The organism is Mycobacterium lentiflavum (assembly GCF_022374895.2).
GTDB classification, from domain to species: Bacteria; Actinomycetota; Actinomycetes; order Mycobacteriales; family Mycobacteriaceae; genus Mycobacterium; species Mycobacterium lentiflavum.
Genome location: NZ_CP092423.2, coordinates 467212 through 487005, shown reverse-complemented (window position 1 = coordinate 487005; position 19794 = coordinate 467212). Strand labels below are relative to the sequence as shown.

Below are 19794 nucleotides of genomic sequence, written 5' to 3'. Positions count from 1 at the left end.
CTGCACGAATCTAGCCCGCATTGCGCGTCGAGGCGCTGGCGTCGTGATCCACCGGCACGCCCCGAAGGCCGTGCCAGAATAAGTCGATCATCAGCTCGGCCGCATCGTCGACGTCGATGTCGCCGGTGGACAGCCGGTTGGCCATCGCCTCGCCGGCGCCCACCAGCGCGACGGCCATCATCTGATGCTCGGCATCCGTGCGCGGCGTGCGACTGTTTTCGCGCACCAGGCCGGCCACCAGCTCGATGATCTGCTCACGTCCCTCACGCACCGTGTGGGCAAACGCCTGCGAGCTGATGGCCTGGGTGTACATCACGATCCAGGACGCTCGGTTGGCGTCGATGTAACGCAGGAACGACCCGATGGTGTTGCGCAGCAGGTCCCTCGGGCTTTGACTGAAGTCGATGTCGGCGCGCACCGCGTCGATGAACCGGGTCATCTCGCGATTCAGGCAGGCGCCGAACAAGTCCTCTTTGGAGCCGTAGTACAGGTAGAGCATCGGCTTGGAAATCTCGGCCGCGGCGGCGATGGTGTCCATCGACGTCTCGTGGTAGCCGTTGACCGAGAACATCTGCACGGCCGCGTCGAGCATTTGCTGTTCCCGGACAGCACGCGGTAGCCGCTTGGTACCACCTGCCATCGCTGCGCCCTTTCAAGCCCGTCGGGCTCCGTCAATCTGACTCCAGGGTAACGATCGAGCGGCCGGTCAGTGTCCACACGTGCGGGCGGGTCCCTTCATCGTGGCCACCCGAACCAGCGATTGGTCCACCGCCGGCAACGCCAATTCGCCTGCGGATACTGCCTTTTCAAGGCGGTCCAGGACCGCGGGGACTTCGTCGGTGGTGACCCACAGCGCGACATCGATGCCGGCCTGCAAACTCCGCAGCGCCGCTTCGGCAACGCCGAACCGGTCGGAGATTGCGGCCATGCTGGACAGGTCGTCGCTGAACACCGGCCCGTTGAAGGGTGGGGCCCCGTAGCCGATGCCGTCGCGCAGCAATTGCACCGCAGGCCGGCTCAAACTGGCCGGGTCGTCGCCGGTCAGCCCGGGAACCTGCAGGTGGCCCACCATGACAGCGACGGGTGTCGCGGTGATCAGCGTCCGATACGGCACCAGGTCGCTGGTTTGCAGATCGCTCAGCGGCGGTGTGACGACGCCGCCCTGGTGCGAATCCCCGGACCCGTGCCCGTGGCCGGGGAAGTGTTTGAGCACCGGCAGCACGCCGGCGTCGCGCAGGCCCTGCGCGTAGGCCCCGGCGTACGCGGTGACGACGGCCGGGTCGTTGCTGAACGAGCGGTTCCCGATCACGGCGTCGTCCGGCTCGTCGGAGACATCGACCACCGGCGCGAAGTCGACGGTGATGCCCAGGTCGTGCATCTTCTTGCCGCGCTGGGCCGCCTGGTCGCGGACCTGCTCGACGGTTTGACTCTGGGCCAGCTGCCGGGGTGCGGGGGCGGTCCCGATCAGCGATTTCAGCCGCGATACCCGGCCGCCTTCTTCGTCGACGCTGACCGCCAACGGCAGCGGCCCCGCGCTGCCCGCGATCTCGGCCAGTGGACCCTTGAAGATGTCCAGGTCTGTCCAGCTGCCGATGAAAATGCCGCCGACGTGGTAGCCGTTGACCACCGCGCGGGCGTCGTCGGCGTTCTTCACCCCGACCATCAGCAACTGGGCCAGCTTGTCGCGGGTCGACAGCTTGGCTGTGGGGTCGCCACAAACCGGTGGCGCCGGAGGTGCGGCGACCACCTTGCTGCTCGTGGATGCGGGGGGCCGGCCGGTGTCGTGCCCACACGCCGCCACCACAGCGGTGGCGGCGAGCAGCGCGGCCAGAGTGCGCGGAAAAGGCATCGGGACATGGTGTCACGACGGTCATGCGCATCGATGCGCGCCCGACTGGGCGAATTCCAAGGGCGCCGACCGCTTGGCCGGGATAAGTTAGCCACACGCCCGCGAGGACCGGCAGGGAGGAGGCAGCGATGACTGCCTTCACGCTGGCAGCCGCGGCAGGTATCGCCGCGGGTATCGCGATCGGTGCCGTCGCCACCGTCGGCGTCACGCTCGCGGCCGAAGACCACACCGTGGTGCCGGCCCGTGCCCCGTCCAACCCGTCCTCGCACTACCTCGTGCAGTACGGCGACCGGTGCATCGGCGGGTATTGCCTCCCGTGCGACAACCCGGACGACTGCTTGAACCAGATCCCGCCGATTCCGGCACTGCCGCCGGAACTGCAGCCCTGACGCGACCCGCGGCGCCACCTCACGGGTGGGAGCCGCCCTCCCGGTTACCTTGGCTGCAGACCCAATTTGACTGGCAAGGGGAGGAGCCAGGCGATGACCGGGTGCACGCTGGCCGCTGTCGCCGGCATCGCCGCAGGACTGATGATCGGCGCCGCGGCGACCGTTGGCGTAACGCTCGCCGTCGAGGACCACAGCACGGCGCCGGTGCAGACCGTCCCGGCAGTGCGCAGCCTTACCGTGCCCTACCCCGTGCAGTACGGCGACCGGTGTTGGCACGGTCATTGCATACCGTTGCCCTGACTGACGTCAGCGGACCGTGACGGGCGTTCTGCTAGGTTGACTTTTGGGTAGTCCCCCGCGAACCCGAGGAGACCGATGAACCGAATCATTGCACCCGCTGCCGCGAGTGTGGTGGTTGGTTTGTTGCTGGGCGCGGCCGCGATCTTCGGGGTCACCCTGATGGTGCAACAGGACACGAAGCCGCCACTTCCCGGGGGCGATCCGCAGTCGTCAGTGCTCAACCGGGTCGAATACGGCAACCGTAGCTAGCGGCGATCGCAGGCGCGGCGGTGGCGATCGCGAGCGCGGCCGTGGCGATCGCAAGCGCGGCCGTGGCGATCGCAAGCGCGACGTAGCCGGGCGCAGCGGGTCGCCACTACAGGAAGACGCCGGGCGCAGCGGTTCGCCACTACCGGAAGACGCCGCGCGCAGTGGATTGCCCCCGTCCGACTCAGCAGCGGCAACGACTCCGTCGGCATCGGTCGCGGACGTCCCCGTTACCCCGCTGTCTCGGCGCTGGCTGTTGCTGGTTGGCGCGGTCTGCCTGGCACTGACGTTCGCCCAATCCCCCGGGCAAGTGTCCCCCGACACCAAGCTGGACCTGACCGTCAACCCGCTGCGCTTCCTGGCCCGCGCGACGAACCTGTGGAACAGCGAGCTGCCATTCGGCCAGACGCAGAATCAGGCTTACGGCTACCTGTTTCCGCACGGCGCGTTCTTCGCGATCGGCCACCTGCTCGGCGTGCCCGGCTGGATGACCCAACGGCTGTGGTGGGCATTGCTGCTGACGGTCGGCTTCTGGGGCTTGCTGCGGGTCGCCGAGACGCTCGGGATCGGCAGCCCGACATCGCGTCTGGTCGGCGCCGCCGCGTTCGCGTTGAGCCCGCGGGTGCTGACCACGCTCGGCTCGATCTCGTCGGAAACCCTGCCGATCATGCTGGCGCCGTGGGTGTTGCTGCCGACGATCCTGGCGTTGCGGGGCGGCGGCGGCAGATCGGTGCGGGCACTGGCCGGCCAAGCGGGGCTGGCGGTCGCGCTGATGGGCGCGGTCAACGCCATCGCCACGCTGGCGGGTTGCCTGCCGGCGGTGATCTGGTGGGCCTGTCATCGGCCGAATCGCTTGTGGTGGCGCTACACGGGATGGTGGCTGTTCAGTCTCGTGCTGGCGATGCTGTGGTGGGTCGTCGCGCTGGTGCTACTGCGTAACGTCAGTCCACCGTTCCTGGACTTCATCGAGTCCTCGGGTGTGACGACGCAATGGTCGTCGCTGGTCGAGATGTTGCGCGGTACCGACAGCTGGACGCCGTTCGTGGCCCCGACGGCGACCGCGGGTGCGCCGCTGGTCACCGGATCGGCGGCCATCCTGGCGACCTGCCTGGTCGCGGCGGCCGGGCTGGCCGGGCTCGCCCGCGCCGGGATGCCGGCCCGCGGACGGCTGGTGACAATGCTGCTGGTCGGCGTCGTGTTGATGGCTGCTGGCTACAGCGGGGGGCTGGGCTCGCCGGTGGCCCATCAGATGCAGCTGTTCCTGGACGCCGCGGGCGCACCGCTGCGCAACGTGCACAAGCTGGAGTCGGTCATCCGGATCCCGATCGTGCTGGGCGTCGCGGCGCTGCTGGGCCGGGTACCGCTTCCGGGCAGCGCGCCACGCGCGCAGTGGGTGGCCGCGTTCGCCCACCCCGAGCGCGACAAGCGCGTCGCCGTGACGATGGTGGTATTGACCGCGCTGATGGTCAGCACCTCGCTGGCGTGGACGGCGCGCCTGGCTCCACCGGGTACGTTCAGCGCGATCCCCCGCTATTGGCACGACGCCGCCGACTGGCTCAGCGCGCACAATTCTTCCGGGACCGGCAGCGCTGCCCCCGGGCGGGTGCTGGTGGTCCCGGGTGCACCGTTCGCCACGCAGGTATGGGGCACCACCCACGACGAGCCGCTCCAGGTGCTCGGCAGCAGCCCGTGGGGCGTGCGCGACTCCATCCCGTTGACCCCGCCCCAAACCATCCGGGCGCTGGACTCGGTACAGCGCCTGTTCGCCGCGGGCCTCCCGTCCGCCGGGCTGGCCGATACCCTTGCCCGCCAAGGTATTTCGTATGTGGTGGTGCGCAACGACCTGGATCCCGAATCGTCGCGTTCGGCGCGCCCGATCCTGGTGCACCGCACCATCGACGGGTCGCCGCGGCTGGAGAAGGCGGCGCAGTTCGGCGAGCCGGTGGGGCCCGGCACGTTGCCCGGGTTCGTCGCCGACAGTGGGCTGCGGCCGCGCTATCCGGCGGTCGAGATCTACAAGGTGGCCGCTCCCGGCAACCCCGGCGCGCCCTACTTCGCCGACATCGATTCGTTGCCCCGCATCGACGGCGGCCCCGAAGTGCTGCTGCGTCTCGATGAGCGCCGCCGGCTGTTGGGCCAGCAACCACTGGGGCCGGCGCTGCTGACCACCGACGCCCGCGGTGCCAACCTGCCCGCGCCCCTCGTGACCGTGACGGACACCCCGACGGCGCGGGAGACCGACTACGGCCGCGTCGACGAACACTCGTCGGCGATCCGCGCCGACGGCGACACCCGGCACACCTTCAACCGGGTGCCCGACTATCCGGTCCCGGGCGCCGAACCGGTGTTCGGCGGGTGGAACGGCGGCCGGATCACGGTCTCGAGTTCGTCGTCGGATTCGACCGCGATGCCCGATGTCGCCCCGGCGACCTCCCCCGCCGCCGCGATCGACGGCGATCCGGCAACCGCGTGGGTGACCAATGCCCTGCAAGCCGCGGTCGGGCAGTGGATGCAGGTGAACTTCGACCACCCGGTGACCAACGCGGCGCTCACCCTCACACCCAGCGCGACCGCGGTGGGTTCCCAGGTCCGTCGCATCGTGATCGACACCGCCACCGGCAGCACCACGCTGCGCTTCGATCAGCCCGGCAAGCCGCTCACCGCGGCGCTGCCCTACGGCGAAACCCCGTGGGTCCGGATCACCGCCGCCGGCACCGACGATGGATCCAGCGGCGTGCAGTTCGGCATCACCGACCTGTCGATCACCCAGTACGACGCCTCCGGCTTCGCGCACCCGGTCGACCTGCGGCACACCGTGCGGGTGCCCGGTCCGCCGCGGGGCTCGGCGGTCAAAGGCTGGGACCTGGGCACCGAACTGCTCGGCCGGCCGGGCTGCGCCGCGGCGGGCGACGGCGTGCGCTGCGCACCGTCGATGGCACTGGCTCCGGAGGAGCCGGTCAATTTCAGCCGCACCCTGACCGTTCCCGCACCGGTATCGGTCACCCCCCGGGTGTGGGTGCGCCCCCGGCAGGGACCCAACTTGGCCGACCTGATCGCTGAGCCGAATATGACTCGGGCCCAGGGTGATTCGGACACGGTGGACATCCTTGGGTCGGCCTATGCGGCCACCGACGGCGATCCGGCCACCGCTTGGACCGCGCCGCAGCGCGTGGTCCAACACAAGAGCGCGCCGACGCTGACGCTGGTGCTGCCCAGGCCGACCGAGGTCGCGGGGCTGCGGCTGCTGCCCAGCCGCTCGACGTTGCCCGCGCGGCCGACGGTGGTGGCCGTCAACCTCGGCGACGGGCCGCAGGTCCGCAAACTCACACCGAGCGACGAGGGGGCCGCGCGGCCGCAGACGCTGACGTTGCGGCCCCGCGTCACCGATACCGTCACCGTCAGCCTGCTGGACTGGCAAGACGTCATCGACCGCAACGCGCTGGGCTTCGACCAGCTCAAGGCGCCGGGACTGGCCGAGGTCGCGGCGCTGGGCGCCGACGGCAACCCGATCGCCCCCGCCGATGCGGCGCGCAACCGGTCGCGCGAGATCGTCGTCGACTGCGAGCACGGCCCGGTCATCGCGGTCGCCGGCCGGTTCGTGCACACCTCGATCCGGACCACGGCGGGAGCGCTGCTCGACGGCGAGCCGACACCGGTGAGCGCCTGCGATCCCAATCCGATCGCGCTGCCGGCCGGGCAACAGGAATTGTTGATCAGCCCCGGCGCTCAGTTCGTCGTGGACGGGGCACAACTCTCGACCGCCGAATCGCCCGGCCCCACTGGGGTTTCGACGGTGCCGGCCGCGACGGGGGCGTGGGGACCCGACCGTCGCGAAGTCCGGGCCCCGGCGTCGCCCACCGCCCGGGTGCTGGTCATTCCCGAAAGCATCAATCCCGGCTGGGTGGCACGCACCAGCACCGGCGCCCGCCTGACGCCCGTCGCCGTCAACGGGTGGCAGCAGGGCTGGGTGGTGCCCGCCGGTGATCCCGGCACGATCACGCTGAGCTTCGCGTCCAACTCGCTGTACCGGGTCGGGCTGGCCGCGGGCCTGGCATTGCTGCCGATGTTGGCCATCCTCGCGTGGTGGCGCCGGCGCGGCCGGTTCGACGACCCACCGGCGCCACCATGGACGCCCGGGCCCTGGGCGGCCGCGGCACTGCTGGCGGCCGGGGCGGTGATCGCCGGCGTGGCGGGGGTAGTCGTGACCGGCGCCGCACTTGGCCTGCGGTACGCGCTGCGTCATCGCGAGCGGTTGCGCGACCGGATCACCATCGCCGCCAGTGCGGGCGGACTGATTCTGGCCGGTGCAGCGCTGTCGCGACATCCCTGGCGGTCAGTCGACGGGTACGCTGGCCATTCCGCGAATGTCCAACTGCTGGCGTTGATTTCGCTAGCCGCGGTCGCCGCCTCGGTGATCGCCCTGCCGGATCGCCGGCGCCCGGCACGCGACGACATTTCGGGCGTTGGCTAGCCGTTCATCGGCTGGTTGACTGGAAACGCGGAATCGTATGACCGCCGCTGTGCGAGGAGTTGTGGCCATGGAATGGTTTTCAGCCCCCGACTACTGGTTGGGCAGGTTCGTGCTCGAGCGCGGCGTGGCGGCCATCTACCTGATCGCGTTCATCGCCGCCGCGCTGCAGTTCCGCGCCCTGATCGGCGAGCACGGAATCCTGCCGGTGCCGCGGTTTTTGGCGCGGCAGTCATGGTGGAGATCGCCCAGCATCTTTGCGTTGCACTACTCCGATCGGCTGTTCGCATCGGTGTCCTGGCTCGGCGCCGCGCTGTCGGCGGCCGTCGTCGTCGGCGCGGCCGACCTGCTGCCGCTGTGGGCCGCGATGTCGGTCTGGCTGATGCTGTGGGGGCTCTACCTTTCGATCGTCAACGTCGGGCAGGCGTGGTATTCGTTCGGCTGGGAATCCCTATTGCTGGAAAGCGGATTCCTGATGATCTTCCTCGGCAACGATCGCGTCGCACCGCCGATGCTGACGTTGTGGATGGCGCGACTGCTGCTGTTTCGGGTCGAGTTCGGCGCCGGGCTGATCAAGATGCGCGGCGACGCCTGCTGGCGCGACCTGACCTGCCTGTACTACCACCACGAAACCCAGCCGATGCCGGGTCCGCTGAGCTGGTTCTTCCATCACCTGCCAAAGCCGCTGCATCGAATTGAGGTGGCGGGCAACCACTTCGCGCAGCTGGTGGTGCCGTTCGGGTTGTTCGCGCCTCAGCCGGTAGCCAGCGTGGCCGCGGCGATCGTCGTGGTCACACAACTATGGCTGGTGATGTCGGGCAACTTCGCCTGGCTCAATTGGCTGACGATCGTGCTGGCGTTCAGCGCCATCGACGATTCGGCGGCAGCGGTGCTGGTGCCGATACCCGGACATTTCGCGGTATCGGCGGCGCCACTGTGGTTCGTGGTCTGCGTGGCGGGCTTCGCGGGCGCGGTGCTGTTCCTGACGTACTGGCCGGTGCGCAACATGCTCTCACCGCGTCAGCGAATGAACATGTCGTTCAACCCCTTTCATTTGGTTAACACGTACGGTGCCTTCGGCAGCATCGGCCGTGTCCGCCGGGAGGTGGTGATCGAGGGCACCGACGAACCGCGGCTCAGCGCGCAGACGGGCTGGCAGGAATACGAATTCAAGGGCAAGCCCGGTGCCCTAAGACGGTTACCCCGGCAATGGGCGCCCTATCATTTGCGGCTGGACTGGTTGATGTGGTTCGCCGCCATCTCACCGGGTTATGCCCAGCCATGGTTGAAACCATTCATGCAACGGCTACTGACCGGCGACCGGCACACGCTACGGTTGTTGCGGCACAATCCTTTTCCCGACTCGCCGCCGCGCTATGTGCGAGCGCAGCTCTACCAGTACCGCTTCACGACGCCGGCGGAGTTGCGGCGCGATCGGGCGTGGTGGCACCGCGCATTGGTGGGCCAATACGTTTCGCCGATGACGCTGCAGAAACCGACATCACCGCCCCCTGGCTGAGCCGGGTCAGCCCAGACTGCCGACGATGCAGACCCGCAACGACGTCCGCTGCCGGGCCTACAGCGTTTCGTCTAGCTCACCGAGGCGATCGGTCAGCCGGAGATTCTCCGAGTAGTCGACCGGACAGGCGATCAGCGAAACCCCGTCATCGTCGAGCGCGGCCTGCAGCGTCGGCAGCAGCTCGTCGGCGTGAGAGATCCGATACCCTTTGGCGCCAAAGCTTTCGGCGTACTGCACGATGTCGGGGTTGTTGAACTTCACGTAGTAGTGGTTGCCGAGCTCGAGATCCATCTTCCATTCGATCAGGCCGTAGCCGCCGTCTTCCCAGATCAACACCACCAGCGGTATCTGCTCGCGCACCGCGGTCTCGATTTCCTGCGAGTTCATCAAGAAAGCGCCGTCGCCCACCACCGCGAGCACCTTCGACTGGGGCCGGGCCAGCTTGACGCCCAGAGCACCTGGCAACGCAAAAGCCATGGTGGACAACCCATTCGAGACTAGGCAGGTGTTGCGCTCATAGGTCGGGTAGAGCCGCGCCATCCACATCTTGGTCGCACCGGTATCGACCAGCACGACGTCACTGCGGCCCAGCGCGGCCCGGATGTCGGCGACCACCCGCTGCGGCGCCAAGGGATACCGCGAATCTTGTTGTCCCCGAGTGAATTCCTTGGTCAGCAGACCCGAACCCGGCACCTCGTCGGCGTGCTCGATGCGGTGACCGGCCAGGGCGTCGGTCAGCGCGTTGAGCGAGGCGCTGATGTCACCGATGATCCCGACGTCGACCGGATAGTGCATGTCGACCTCGGCCGGGAAGCGATGGATATGGATGATCTTCTTGTCGGCCTGCGGGTTGATCCGGACCGGGTCGAACTCCTGCAGTTCGTAGCCGACCGCGATCACGACGTCGGCGTTGTCGAACCCGAAGTTGACGTAGTCGTGCCGCATGAACCCGATCGTCCCGATGCTGTTGGGGTGATCGTCGGGCATGACGCCCTTGCCGTGGAAGGTGTTGGCGACCTGAATGCCGAAGTTCTCGGAGAACCGGACGAGGGCCGCGGTGGCGTCGGCCCGCGCGGCGCCGTGCCCGGCCAGCACCACCGGGCGCTTGGCATTGCGCATCACCTCGACCGCGCGTTCTATTTGCCCGGGAGCGGGCGCCTCGGCGCGCACCACGTTGCGCGGCAGCGGGCGCAGCTCGTAGTCGGTCTCGTCGGCGTCGATGTGCTCGGGCACCGCGAGGTAGACCGCGGCCGGGCGTTCGGCCTCGGCGACTTTGAAAGCCTTTCGGAACATCTCCGGGATCGCGCGTGCGGTGGGCACGCCGTCGGCCCAGCGGGTAATCGGGACGAACATCGACACCAGGTCGACGTACTGATGAGACTCCTTGAACTGGCGGTCCTGCCCGACCTGCGCGGAAATCGCGACCATGGGCGTGCTGTTGGTGGTGGCGTCGGCCACCCCGAGCTGCATGTTGATCGCGCCCGGGCCCAACGTCGCCGAGACCACGGCCGCCCGGCCCGTCACGCGTCCGTACATCTCGGCCATGAACGCCGCGGCCTGCTCGTGGCGGGTGAGCACGTATCGGATCTGCGACGACGCCAGGGCCTGGACGAATCGAATGTTCTCCTCCCCGGGCAGCCCGAAGACCACCTCCACACCCTCGTTTTCCAGGCACTGAACCATCAGCCGAGCGGCTGTACTCATCCGCCACCTCCCTTAGGGGAACGATAGTGGCAGGCTAGGTGTTGGACGTTTCAGTTACCTTCGGAAAAAGACAGCAAAGGGAAGGATGTCAGCGTGTCAATCGCGACCATCAACCCGGCCACCGGCGAAACCGTCAAGACCTTCACCGCTGCTACCGACGACGAAGTCGACGCTGCGATCGAGCGGGCGCACGCCCGGTTCCTTGACTACCGCCGTAACACGACCTTCGCCCAGCGTGCGCAGTGGGCCAACGCCACCGCCGACCTGCTCGAGGCCGAAGCCGACGAAGTCGCGGCGATGATGACCCTGGAGATGGGTAAGACCCTGAAATCGGCCAAGGCCGAAGCGCTCAAGTGCGCCAAGGGTTTTCGCTACTATGCCGAGAACGCCGAGCGGCTGCTCGCAGATGAGCCGGCCGAAGCGACCGCGGTCGGCGCGAAGCAGGCCTACACGCGCTACCAGCCGCTCGGTGTGGTGCTGGCCATCATGCCGTGGAACTTTCCGCTTTGGCAGGCGGTGCGGTTTGCCGCGCCGGCGCTGATGGCCGGCAATGTCGGCCTGCTCAAGCACGCCTCCAACGTGCCCCAGTCGGCGCTGTATCTGTCCGACGTCATCGCCCGGGGCGGGTTCCCGGCCGACTGCTTCCAGACATTGCTGGTGTCATCGAGCGTCGTCGAGCGCATCCTGCGCGACCCGCGCGTCGCGGCGGCCACGCTCACCGGCAGCGAGCCGGCCGGCCAGTCGGTCGCCGCGATCTGCGGCGACGAGATCAAGCCCACCGTGCTCGAGCTCGGCGGCAGCGACCCGTTCATCGTGATGCCGTCGGCGGACCTCGAGGAGGCCGTCAAGACCGCGGTCACCGCCCGCACGCAGAACAACGGGCAGTCCTGCATCGCCGCCAAACGGTTCATCGTGCACACCGACATCTACGACGCATTCGTCGACAAGTTCGTCGAGCGCATGGACAGCCTCAAGGTCGGCGACCCGACCGACCCCGACACCGAGGTGGGTCCGCTGGCCACCGAGTCAGGCCGCGACGAGATCGCCAAGCAGGTCGACGACGCCGCCGCGGCGGGGGCCACCATCCGCCTGGGCGGAAAAACGCCCGACAGGCCGGGATGGTTTTACCCGCCGACGGTGGTCACCGACATCACCAAGGACATGGCGCTCTACACCGAAGAGGTGTTCGGTCCGGTCGCCTCGATGTACCGCGCCGCCGACATCGACGAAGCCATCGAGATCGCCAACGCCACCACCTTCGGGTTGGGCTCCAACGCCTGGACCAACGACGAGACCGAACAGCAGCGCTTCATCGACGACATCGAAGCCGGCCAGGTCTTCATCAACGGGATGACGGTGTCCTACCCGGAGCTGGGGTTCGGCGGCATCAAGCGCTCCGGCTATGGGCGCGAGCTGGCGGGTTTGGGCATCCGCGAGTTCTGCAACGCCAAAACCGTCTGGGTCGGCTAGCACTTAACGACCAGACACGAACGCTAGACCGCGGCCAGGGCGCGCTCGTCCTCCTCGGCGAAGGTGTCCTCGAGCTGCAGCGGCGAGTAGTCGAGGTCGATCTCGCCGAGCGGGCGCCCGCGGGCGCTGGAGATGGTGCCGAATCGGCGCATCCCCTTGTCGGAGGCGTACTGCATGGAATCGTCCGCCGACAGGCCGAACGGCATCGGGTCGTAGAGGGCGAAGCCCTCCTCGATCAGCCGCAGTCCGAGCGGCATCAGCTCGTTCATTCGCGCCTCGAACACGCCCCAGTTGGCATCGTCGGCGGCGACGTGGCGCCGGCAGGTGAAGGTGCCCCAGGCCATGTGGCGTCGCTCGTCGTCGCCGATCCGGTGAATCAGCTCCTGCATGCCCGGAAGAATGTCGCGTTCCACGCAGATCTTGTGCCAGAGGTAGTAACCGGTCAGCGCCAGCATGCCCTCGACCATGTGGTTGTAGGTGACCGACGCCCGCACCTGGGCGGCCGGTGACGAATCGCCTGCCAACGTGCTCAAGCACTCGGGGAGTTTGTCGTAGAAGATCGTGCGGTAGGTCGGGACGTCGTCGAGAAGGTTGTTCAGGTCGTCGGTGACGCCGACGGCGTCGAGCCACATCCGGAACACCTGAACGTGCTTGGCCTCCTCGAAGGCGAACTGCGTCAGATACATCTCGTCGCCGAGCCGGCCCTCGGCCCGCATCGCGGCCATGAACGGCTGGATGTCCTGGGTCACCGATTCCTCGCCGGCGATGAACTCGGCGCACAGCAGGGTCGCGTAGCTGCGTTCGTCGTCGGTCAGGCGTTCCCAGTCCTCGCGATCGCGGGAGAAGTCGATGGCCGCCGGATCCCAGAATTTTGCATTGCCGCCCGCAAAGAGCTTGAGCGGCAAGCTATCCCAGTTGAGACCGCCCTGGGACATTGACGCAACTCGGGTTCGATTCATGTGACCTCCTCAGATCGCATTGGGGCTGGGTGGACGGAGGCATGCGGCGCTGCCGCGAAGGCGGCGGCCAGCACCGCGACGAGCCTGCGCACCGCCAGCGCAGGCTGCTCGGGGCTGGGCTCGTCGAGGCCGAGGATCGGGTCCAGGCCGCGCATGTAGGGCGCCAGCGCCAGGTGCGGAAAGATCAGCAGCAGCAACGACAGCAGCGCGTCGGTGTCGGCATCGGCCCGTAAATCACCACGCTTCTGGGCGCCCTGCACCAGCGGTCGCAGCACCTCCAGGTAGTGCCGGTGGATGACGCTGCGCACGCTGACGCGGGCGTCAGTGTCGACCTCCAGGGTCGCCGCGGCATGCAGCGAGCGCTCGTGTGGATGTTCGGCGAAGTAGGCGACCCAGCCGTCGAGCAGCTCGGTGAGGAACTCGAAAAACGGCCGGTCGGGGTTGAGGTCACGGATCAGGTCTTCCATGCAGACCCGAACCCGTTGGCTGCCGATGTCGGCGATGAACGCGAACAAGTCGCGCTTGTCCGCGAAATACTGGAAGAGACTGCCCTTGGCGACGCCGGCCCGGCGCGCGATGACGTTCAGGCTGCCGCCGGAAAACCCGTGTGCCCCGAATTCGGCCTCGGCGGCCTCGATGATCGCCGCGCGACGAGCGGGATCGACCCGCGCCCATGTCACCGTTGGCATCGAACCTCCTCGTTAGATGACCACTGGTCATATTACTGTGATCCATGCCACAGTCAAGGGTCAATCCCAGCTCAACGTCGACTAGCCCGCCGAGTGTGCACCCCGCCGCTCAGTGGGACTCGAGTGTGCGGCTAGCCGCACACTCGGCGGAGAGCTAGGGCCGCATCTGGTAGGCGCCGTTGATGGGCAGGACATGTTCCTTCCAGACCTGGTCGTAGCGCGCCTGGTCGAACACCGGCCGACGAATCATCCGCATCGCGAACCCGGCCTGCGCATCGGTGGTGGCGCGCTTGTCCGCCAATTCGACGGCGTAGGCGTTGAAGTCGCGGACCAGCACGGCGAAGATCTCGTCGATCAGCGCGTCGTCGCAGCGGTTTTCGGGCCCTGACAACGGGGCCTCTTCCAGAATCAGTTGTGCGTAGGGCACCGTCGCGAACAACTGGCCGACCCCGAATGCGAAGTCAATATCCTTCTGCTGCAACGCATCTGGTGTCGCACTGGCCAGCATGTCGGCCAGCGCGTCGATCTGCTCGCGCAGCAGCGCGACGTTGGGCAGATGCGCGAAGCTGTCGAACGGCGCGCGCCAATCGTGGAATCCGACCTTGCCCAATCCCCCGGTCGGGCCCTGGTTGAACAGAAACGCGTCGTCGACGGCTTCGTCGCGGCGCCCGATCAACGGCAGCGCATTGTTCGGCGCGAACAGGTAGTTGGGCATGAACTTGGCCAGCAGCCCGATGTTGATGTGGACGGTGCCTTCCAGCCTGGGCAGCAGCCCGATCTCGCGGGTCATCGCCTCGAAGATGGTGTCCTTCTCCACGCCCTTGGCCGCGATCACGTCCCACAGTGCGGTGATCACCCGCTCGCCCTCGCTGGTGATCTTCGCCTTGGTCAGCGGGCTGTACAGCAGGTAGCGGCGGTCGTCGGCCGAGGCGCTGCGCATGTAGTCGCAGGCGCGGGTGGCGACCAGCTTCATCGCGATCAGTCGCGTGTAGGCGTCGGTGAGCAGCCGGCGCACGCGGCTGAAGTCGGTGACGACGGTCCCGTACAGGTAGCGGTTGGAGGCGTGCGTGACCGCCTCGTACATGGCGTGGGTACACATGCCGACCGCACCCCACCCGAGGTTGTACTTGCAGACGTTGACGGTGTTGAGCGCGGCGTGGAAGGCGCCGGGGCCGCGGTGCAGGATGTCGACCTCGGTGACCGGATAGTCGCGCAGCCCATAGTTCGCGACGTAGTTCTGCGAGTTGACCACGTTCTTGATCAGCTCGTAGCGGTCGTGCTGGGAGTCGGCGACGAAGAACACGTACTCGTCTGTGTCGGAGATCTTGCCGAAGGTCGAGACCATCCGCGCCACGTTGGCGTTGCCGATGTAGTACTTCTCGCCGTTGGCCGTCCAGCCGTTCTCGCCCGGCGTCAGGATCATGTCGGTCTGGTAGACGTCGGCGCCGTGGCTCTGCTCCGACAAGCCGAAGCCGAACACCTCGCCGGCTTCCAGCTGGGCCGCGGCCTTGCGCTTGGCGTCCTCGTTGTCGCTCATCCAGATCGGCCCGAGTCCGAGGGCCGTGACCTGGAAGGGGTACCAGTAGTTCAGCCCGTAGAAGCCGACGATCTCGGCGAACTCACTGATCCGGTAAGTATCCCAACGGCAGTCGGCGGCGCCGTACTCCGACGGCGTCAGCAGCGAGGCAAAGATGCGCTCGCGTCCGACGTGGTCGAGGAAGTCTGAATACCAGACCCGCGCGTGGTCGTCGGCCTTCAGCCGAGCCTTGCCCCGGGACTCGAAGAAGTCGACGGTGGCGGCCATGATCTCCCCGGATCGAGCGTCGGGGTATTTACGGTTCAACTGGTTGGGGTTGAGCAGCATGCGGCAGACGGTACGCCGATGTGCGGGGTCGCGGTATCAGCCGACGGCGGGCCCGGAAGATCCGCATTGTCATCGTATTTGCCTATTTGCCTCTGTCGAATGATTGCGGCCCGGCCTAGCATCAGCGACGTGTCCGAACTAAATACCGCGCGCGGATCCATCGATACCGCTGATCTCGGCGTGACGCTGATGCACGAGCACGTCTTCATCATGACCACCGAGATCGCGCTGAACTATCCCGACGCCTGGGGCGACGAGGAAAAGCGGGTAGCCGACGCCATCGCCCGGCTCAACGAGCTGAAGTCGCGGGGCGTGGACACCATCGTCGACCTCACCGTGATCGGGCTGGGCCGCTACATCCCGCGCATTGCGCGGGTGGCCGCGGCGACCGAGCTGAATATCGTTGTGGCGACCGGGCTTTACACCTACAACGACATCCCGTTCCGGTTCCACTACGAGGGCCCGGGCGGCATGCTGGGCGGCCCGGAGATCATGACCGACATGTTCGTGAAGGACATCGAGGAGGGCATCGCGGACACCGGCGTCAAGGCCGGAATCCTCAAGTGCGCCACCGACGAACCGGGCATCACCGCCGGCGTGGAACGGGTGTTGCGCGCGGTCGCCCAGGCGCACAAACGCACCGGCGTGCCGATCTCCACGCACACCCACGCCGGGCTGCGGCGCGGGCTCGAGCAGCAGCGCATCTTCGAAGAGGAGGGCGTCGACCTGAGCCGGGTGATCATCGGCCATTCCGGCGACAGCACCGACGTCGGTTACCTCGAAGAGCTCGTCGCCGCGGGGTCCTATCTCGGGATGGACCGGTTCGGCCTCGACGTGATCTCACCGTTCGAAGAACGAGTCGGCATAGTGGCGCAAATGTGCGAGCGCGGGCACGCCGACAAGATGGTGCTGTCGCACGACGCCAACTGCTACTTCGACGCGCTGCCCGAAGAACTCATTCCGCAGATGGCACCGAACTGGCACTACCTGCACATCCACAACGACGTGATCCCCGCCCTGAAAGAGCGCGGCGTCACCGAGGAGCAACTGCACACCATGCTGGTCGACAATCCGCGGCGCATCTTCGAGCGGCAGGGTGCATATGAGTGAACCGACCCCGCCGATCGGTTCGCAGATTTCGGCGCTGGCCGAACTCGCTCCCGACGAGCCGGCGGTCACCTGCGACGGCGTCACGCTCACCCGCGCCGAACTCGACCGCTCGACGAACCGGTTGGCGCGCGCCTACGCCGAACGCGGCGTCGGTGTCGGCGATTACGTGACGATCTTGCTGCCCAACTCCGTCGAGTTCGTGCAGGCCGCGGCCGCGTGCTGGAAGCTGGGCGCCGTGCCGCAGCCGTTGTCGCCACGACTGCCGACCGCGGAGTTGCAGGGTCTGCTGGACCTGCGGCCGCGCGCCCTGCTGGTGGGCGCCGAGCACCCTGAAATACCAAGCGTGGCAAGGGGTTTCATCCCCGATGCGGCGTTATCGGATGCGCCGCTACCGGAGGCGGTGTCACCGACGTGGAAGGCGATGGGCTCCGGCGGCAGCACCGGGCGGCCCAAGCTGATCGAAGCCGGCGTCGACAGCCGCCTCTCACCGCTGGCGGCCTATGCGATGGGCGCACAAGATTGCGACACCACCTATGTTCCGGTGCCGCTATCCCACAACACCGGAATCACCGTGGCGGCACTCGCGCTGATCATGGGCCACCATCTGGTGCTGACGGACCGCTTCGACCCGCACGAATTCCTGCGCGTCATCGCCGATCATCGCGTCACCTTCATGGTGACCGTGCCGACGATCATGCAGCGGGTGCTGCCGGTGTACCAGGCCGACCCGGGCGCCTACGACCTGTCGTCGATCCGGCGGTTCTGGCATCTGGCGGCGCCGTGCCCGCCGGCCGTCAAGCAAGCCTGGATCGACCTGCTCGGACCCGAGAAAGTCTGGGAGTTGTACGGCGGCACCGAGTTACAGGCGCTGACGTTCATCTCCGGCGACCAGTGGCTGGCCCACCCGGGCTCGGTCGGCGTCGTCGTCAGCGGCGAGATGACGGTGCTCGACGACGACGGCAACCCCTGCCCGCCCGGCGTCGAGGGGGAGATCTACATGCGGCCGGCCCCGGGCAGCGCGCCGACCTACCGGTATATCGGGTCGACGGCGAAAACCCGCGACGGCTGGGACTCGCTGGGCGATCTCGGCTACTTCGACGCCGACGGTTTCCTGTATCTGTCGGACCGGCGGGTCGACATGTTCACCGTGGGCGGCCGCAACGTCTATCCCGCGGAGATCGAGAGCGCGCTGTCGGCACACCCGGAAGTGTTGTCCTGCTTGGTCGTTGGCGTCCCCGACCCGAACGCGGGCGATCTGGGCCAGGTGCCCTACGCGCTGGTGCATACGACCGATGACTCGACGCTGGATGCCGCCGGAGTGCAGGAGTTCCTGCGTGCCAACATCGCGGGTTACAAGGTGCCGCCCACCCCCGCCTTCATAGAATTCGTCGACACCCCGCTGCGCGACGACGCCGGCAAGGCCCGACGCTCGGCGGTGCGGGCCGAGATCATGGCGCGGTTGCCGGCCGCCGAAGCGAGCTGACCCACCGTCTGGAAAGCACCAAGAATTCTCCAAGCCCGCGACTACACGATCAGGGCCATGAAAATCGAGCCGTTGAGCACGGAGCTGATCGAACGCTATCTGCGATCGCACCAGTTGCGATTTTTCCGCAGCGACGACGGCACGGAATTCATGATGGTGCTGTCCCACTATCAGCGGGGCAAGCTGCACGTGAACCTGCGGATCAACGGCGTGCGGCCCGACATCCTGGAGATCTCGGTCAGCCCCGCGGGGTACTACCAAGCCAGCGAGCGCCCGCGCCTGATGGAACTGGTCAACGACTGGAACCGCGACAACCATTGGCCCAAGGCGTTTGTCCGCGAGACCGCGCAGCCGAGCCATTTCAGTGTGGTCGGTGAGAGTGCGTACCTGCTGACCGACGGCATCCACTTGGCGGGGCTGGGCCACTTCATCAGGTCCACCGTCGAGTACGGCATCGACCTGATCGAGAAGATCGAGCAGGCCGCCAGCCTGCCGTCCGCGGACGCACTGGAAGAGTGGATGGACCGCACCGGCTAGGGCGCGATCGCATCGGCCTCGGCATCTATCACCGTGGCGGCCGGCTGCTCACGTTTCTCCCAGCGGCGCAACGCTTCCCGGCACGGCGATTCGACCAGCGCGTAGCTCACCGCCGCGATCGCGAAACCGAAGATCAGCGTCAGCACCAGCACCGTCGGCATGTTGCCGGTGAACGGGAACGTCCCGACGACGGGGAACACCATGGCCAGCGCGGCCAGGTGCCAGATGAACAGGCCGTAGGACCAGCGGCCCAGGGTGACCATGCCGGCATTGCCCAGCAGCCGGTGCCGGGTGTCGATCCGGTCCAGCACCAGCGGTGCGACCAACGCGAACGCGACGATCGAGCCCATCGAGGTCTTCACCGCGAACTGCGCCGCGCTCCCCGGCGTCAGTCCCTCCGGACCCGCCAGCGGAGAGGCGGCCACCAGAAACGCGGCCAGCGCGATGGCGGCCATCAGTACCCGCCGGCGCGCCAGTCGATGCGGCAGCCCGATCGGGCTGTGCACCCACTCGGCCAGCAGCATGCCCGCGGCGAACCAGGAGAAGAAGGCCGGCGGCCAGTTCAGCGGGTTGCCGGACCCCGCGTGCCCCGAGAAAAGAGGAAGCCAGCCCCACCCCCAGCTGAGCGCTCCCAGCGCGGCGATCGCCGGCACCCGGGCGCGCACCGGAAGGCGGCGGGCCAACAGCGCGAGAATCGGCAGCGCCAGATAAAAGGTGACCTCGACCGAGAGGCTCCACATCTGGGTCAGCCCACCGGTCAGGGTGAGCGGCACATAGATCTGGGTGAGGGTCAGGTTTGCCAGCCAGACGGTCAGGCTGGCGTGGTCCGCGTCAGGGAGCAGGGTCAGGATCACGACGACGGCCACCAGATAGGCCGGCATGATGCGGACCACCCGCGATCGCAGGTAGTGGCCGGTGGGCGGACCCGTGAAACCGTCGGGTCCCAAATCCCGGGCCGCCGCGGCGTGGCCACGCCACAGCAGGAACCCCGACAACGTGAAGAACACCGCCACCGCGAGGTCGAAGCGGCCGAACAGCCGACCGTCGACACCGCTGGAGTGGCCGGTCTGGAACGCCACATGCGTGACGACCACACCCATGGCCGCGCAGGCGCGCATACCCTCGACAGCGGGCAGGAAGCTGCGGGTTCCGCCCGCCTGGTCGCCATCGGTCACGATCACAGTCTGCCTGCGCTCTGTTACCTGCC

At 67.6% G+C, this 19794-nt stretch carries 16 protein-coding genes; 9 read left to right on the top strand and 7 right to left on the bottom strand.

From position 1 onward, the window contains the following. Window positions 1–10 precede the first annotated feature (10 nt). Together MJO58_RS02335 and MJO58_RS02330 are read right to left on the bottom strand one after the other, a co-directional pair. On the bottom strand, window positions 11–640 hold the full coding sequence (locus MJO58_RS02335) for a TetR/AcrR family transcriptional regulator (RefSeq protein WP_090598786.1): 630 nt from the start codon (window positions 638–640) through the stop codon (window positions 11–13). 66 nt (window positions 641–706) lie between these two features. Further along, window positions 707–1849 carry a glycoside hydrolase family 3 N-terminal domain-containing protein gene (locus tag MJO58_RS02330; protein WP_090598782.1) on the bottom strand — a complete coding sequence of 381 codons (1143 nt, stop codon included), beginning with the start codon at window positions 1847–1849 and terminating at the stop codon, window positions 707–709. Window positions 1850–1977: 128 nt separating this feature from the next. Between MJO58_RS02330 and MJO58_RS02325 the strand changes: the two genes are divergently transcribed. The 5 genes from MJO58_RS02325 to MJO58_RS02305 all read left to right on the top strand — a co-directional run bounded on the left by MJO58_RS02325 (window position 1978) and on the right by MJO58_RS02305 (window position 8771). Beyond that, complete coding sequence (locus tag MJO58_RS02325; protein WP_239721899.1) at window positions 1978–2238, top strand: DUF2613 family protein; 261 nt, start codon at window positions 1978–1980, stop codon at window positions 2236–2238. A gap of 93 nt (window positions 2239–2331) precedes the next feature. Beyond that, entirely contained in the window at window positions 2332–2538 is a 207-nt protein-coding gene (locus tag MJO58_RS02320; protein WP_090598775.1) for a DUF2613 family protein, read from the top strand. A 75-nt stretch (window positions 2539–2613) separates the two neighbouring features. Beyond that, entirely contained in the window at window positions 2614–2787 is a 174-nt protein-coding gene (locus MJO58_RS02315) for a DUF2613 domain-containing protein (RefSeq protein WP_066947240.1), read from the top strand. Window positions 2788–3022: 235 nt separating this feature from the next. Next, window positions 3023–7255: an alpha-(1->3)-arabinofuranosyltransferase gene (locus tag MJO58_RS02310; protein WP_239723140.1), complete on the top strand. Its 4233-nt coding sequence runs from the start codon at window positions 3023–3025 to the stop codon at window positions 7253–7255. A gap of 67 nt (window positions 7256–7322) precedes the next feature. Further along, window positions 7323–8771 carry a lipase maturation factor family protein gene (locus MJO58_RS02305; RefSeq protein ID WP_239721898.1) on the top strand — a complete coding sequence of 483 codons (1449 nt, stop codon included), beginning with the start codon at window positions 7323–7325 and terminating at the stop codon, window positions 8769–8771. 57 nt (window positions 8772–8828) lie between these two features. On the opposite strand, the gene MJO58_RS02300 is transcribed toward MJO58_RS02305, so the two are convergent. Then, window positions 8829–10475, bottom strand: a complete 1647-nt coding sequence (locus tag MJO58_RS02300; RefSeq protein ID WP_239721897.1) for an acetolactate synthase large subunit — start codon at window positions 10473–10475, stop codon at window positions 8829–8831. Between the two features lie 93 nt (window positions 10476–10568). On the opposite strand from MJO58_RS02300, the gene MJO58_RS02295 reads away from it, so the two are divergent. After that, on the top strand, window positions 10569–11945 hold the full coding sequence (locus MJO58_RS02295; protein ID WP_239721896.1) for an NADP-dependent succinic semialdehyde dehydrogenase: 1377 nt from the start codon (window positions 10569–10571) through the stop codon (window positions 11943–11945). A gap of 23 nt (window positions 11946–11968) precedes the next feature. Here MJO58_RS02295 and MJO58_RS02290 read toward each other — a convergent pair whose 3' ends face one another. The 3 genes from MJO58_RS02290 to MJO58_RS02280 form a co-directional block, all read right to left on the bottom strand. Next, window positions 11969–12904 carry a R2-like ligand-binding oxidase gene (locus MJO58_RS02290; protein WP_239721895.1) on the bottom strand — a complete coding sequence of 312 codons (936 nt, stop codon included), beginning with the start codon at window positions 12902–12904 and terminating at the stop codon, window positions 11969–11971. Beyond that, entirely contained in the window at window positions 12901–13593 is a 693-nt protein-coding gene (locus MJO58_RS02285) for a TetR/AcrR family transcriptional regulator (protein WP_090598756.1), read from the bottom strand. The genes MJO58_RS02290 and MJO58_RS02285 overlap by 4 nt, the downstream gene beginning before the upstream one ends. A 154-nt stretch (window positions 13594–13747) precedes the next feature. Next, window positions 13748–15457, bottom strand: a complete 1710-nt coding sequence (locus MJO58_RS02280; RefSeq protein ID WP_239721894.1) for an acyl-CoA dehydrogenase family protein — start codon at window positions 15455–15457, stop codon at window positions 13748–13750. A 129-nt stretch (window positions 15458–15586) separates the two neighbouring features. Between MJO58_RS02280 and MJO58_RS02275 the strand changes: the two genes are divergently transcribed. The 3 genes from MJO58_RS02275 to MJO58_RS02265 are packed head-to-tail and all read left to right on the top strand — an operon-like array spanning window position 15587 to window position 18587. Next, window positions 15587–16567 (top strand): phosphotriesterase-related protein, encoded by a 981-nt coding sequence (locus tag MJO58_RS02275; protein ID WP_239721893.1) that lies wholly within the window; start codon window positions 15587–15589, stop codon window positions 16565–16567. After that, window positions 16560–18050, top strand: a complete 1491-nt coding sequence (locus MJO58_RS02270; RefSeq protein WP_239721892.1) for an AMP-binding protein — start codon at window positions 16560–16562, stop codon at window positions 18048–18050. The genes MJO58_RS02275 and MJO58_RS02270 overlap by 8 nt, the downstream gene beginning before the upstream one ends. A 57-nt stretch (window positions 18051–18107) precedes the next feature. Then, entirely contained in the window at window positions 18108–18587 is a 480-nt protein-coding gene (locus MJO58_RS02265; protein ID WP_239721891.1) for a YbjN domain-containing protein, read from the top strand. On the opposite strand, the gene MJO58_RS02260 is transcribed toward MJO58_RS02265, so the two are convergent. Continuing rightward, entirely contained in the window at window positions 18584–19705 is a 1122-nt protein-coding gene (locus tag MJO58_RS02260; protein WP_420845399.1) for an acyltransferase family protein, read from the bottom strand. The two genes, MJO58_RS02265 and MJO58_RS02260, sit on opposite strands and share 4 nt — an antisense overlap. Window positions 19706–19794 lie beyond the last annotated feature (89 nt).